General features: G+C 73.3%; 2 protein-coding genes and 1 pseudogene. All 3 read left to right on the top strand.

Going from position 1 to position 1909, the window contains the following annotated elements; all coding sequences use genetic code 11:
* A pseudogene (locus B7767_RS48405) lies at positions 1–137 on the top strand (DoxX family protein); the annotation flags it as partial.
* A 91-nt stretch (positions 138–228) separates the two neighbouring features.
* Positions 229–792: a hemerythrin domain-containing protein gene (locus B7767_RS28225; RefSeq protein ID WP_085574638.1), complete on the top strand. Its 564-nt coding sequence runs from the start codon at positions 229–231 to the stop codon at positions 790–792.
* Positions 793–1161: 369 nt separating this feature from the next.
* Positions 1162–1909 (top strand): MFS transporter (locus tag B7767_RS28220; protein ID WP_256923596.1); only part of this gene is annotated, 748 nt, incomplete at its 3' end.

Genomic DNA, 1909 nt, shown 5'->3' with positions numbered 1-1909 from the left:
CCCCCTCGCTGCTCTGGCGGAGCCGGCACGCCGCCCACGACCTGCGCCGTGACGCCCACCTCGTACGCCGGTCCGTGCGGGCCGGGGCCGGCCCCGCCGCGGCGGCCGGCCGGGTCCGGGCCAAGTTGTCCTGCTGACGCGCGGACCGCGTTAGCTCCCCGCCGCCGGGGGGACTCGTCGGCGGGTGGGCCCGGCCGGGTGCCACCACGAACCGGAGGTGAGAAGGACATGGGACACGGAGGCAACGTCATCGACGAACTGGTGACCGATCACCGGGAGGTCGAGGAGCTCTTCGGCAAGATCGAGGCACTGCCGCCCGGCCACAAGGACCGCAAGACGTACGCCGACCAGGCCACCATCGAGCTGGTCCGGCACTCGGTCGCCGAGGAGGCGTACCTCTACCCGGCCGTGCGCGAGCACGTGGAGAACGGGGACGCGCTGGCCGACCGTGAACTCGAGGACCACGCCACGGCCGAGCAGACCATGAAGGACCTGGAGGGCTGCGACGCCGGCGACCCCGAGTTCGACCGGCTGATCGGCGCGCTGATGAGCGAGATCCGCGAGCACATCGCCGACGAGGAGCAGAACCTGTTCCCGATGCTGCGCGCCTCCTGCTCCCCGGAGGCACTCGACCAGCTCGGCGACAAGGTCCGGCAGGCGAAGAAGACGGCCCCGACCCGGCCGCACCCGTCCGCCCCGGACAAGCCCCCGGCGAACAAGCTGCTGGCACCGGGCGCCGGCATGGTGGACCGGCTCCGGGACGCGCTGAGCGGACGCGGCAAGCTCGGCTGACGCCAGGGGCGCACGCGGGGACACGGAGGGAGGGGCCCATCACCCATGTGATGGGCCCCTCCCTCCGTGTCCCCACCCCCTGTGAGCAACCACACTCACGGCCCAAGTCCTCCGCACAAGGGCACATTTGACGCCCGTGTCCCCCTGATCACCGGCTGCTCGGAACCGACTCGGCGGTCCCTTCTGTCACGATGGGCCGCGCCCTTCCGGGTGACGGGAGCCGCCGCGCAGCGCAGCCGGCGTTCCGCTTCCCGCGCCCCTCCGCTGAGTCCTCCGACTCGTCCCCCGAGTAGCGCGCCTGTGTCTTCCTCGCTCCCCCCTGCCCAGCCCGAGTCCCGCTCGCCCTGGCGCTCCCTGCGGCACCGCAGCATGCGCTGGTGGTCCGTCGCGAACTTCGTGTCCAACGCCGGTACGTGGATGCAGCTCACGGTGCAGAACCTGCTGGTCCTCCAGATCACCGGATCCGCCGCCGCCACGGGCCTGTCCATGTCCGTGCAGGCCGCGCCGGCCCTGCTCATGAGCGTCCTCGGCGGCGCGGCGGTCGACCGCTGGCCGCGGAAGCTGACGGCCGCCGTCAGCCAGGCCCTGCTGGCCGTCATCGCCTTCACCACGGCCACCCTGGTGGCGCTGGACCGGCTCGACATGACGTCCCTGATGGTGCTGGCCGCCGTCACCGGCATGATCGCCACCGTCGACAACCCGGCGTGCGCCCTGCTGGGCAACGACCTCGTCCCCGCCGAGGACGTGCCCTCCGCCATCGGCGTGGGCGCGCTGGTGTTCAACGCGGGCCGGCTCGCGGGCGCCGCGCTCGCCGGGGTGACGGTCGGGTTCCTCGGCACCGCCGCCGCCTACTTCGCCAACGGGTTCTCCTTCCTGTTCGTGACCGCGGTCATCCCCTTCCTGCGCCCGGCGGCGGGAGCGGTCCGGCACGTCGTCGAGAAGGGCGGGAAGGGCGAGCTCCCGCGGAACGCCATGACCGTCCGCGAGGGGATCGCCTTCTTCGCCCGCCGGCCGCGGCTGCTCGCGCTCGCCGGGGTGACCGGCATCAGCGCGGTCTTCGGCCGCAACTACGGGCTCACCCTCGCCGTCCTGGTCACCGGGCCGCTCGCGGGCGGCG

This window comes from Streptomyces sp. 13-12-16 (assembly GCF_002114215.1).
Classification (GTDB): domain Bacteria; phylum Actinomycetota; class Actinomycetes; order Streptomycetales; family Streptomycetaceae; genus Streptomyces.
Note: the sequence above shows the minus strand (reverse complement) of the source record. Positions and strands in the feature narration are given on the sequence as shown.

What these genes read in the sequence shown, in the direction of transcription:
- B7767_RS28225 (WP_085574638.1), top strand. Translation starts at nt 229, where the DNA reads ATGGGACACGGAGGCAACGTCATCGACGAACTGGTGACCGATCACCGG.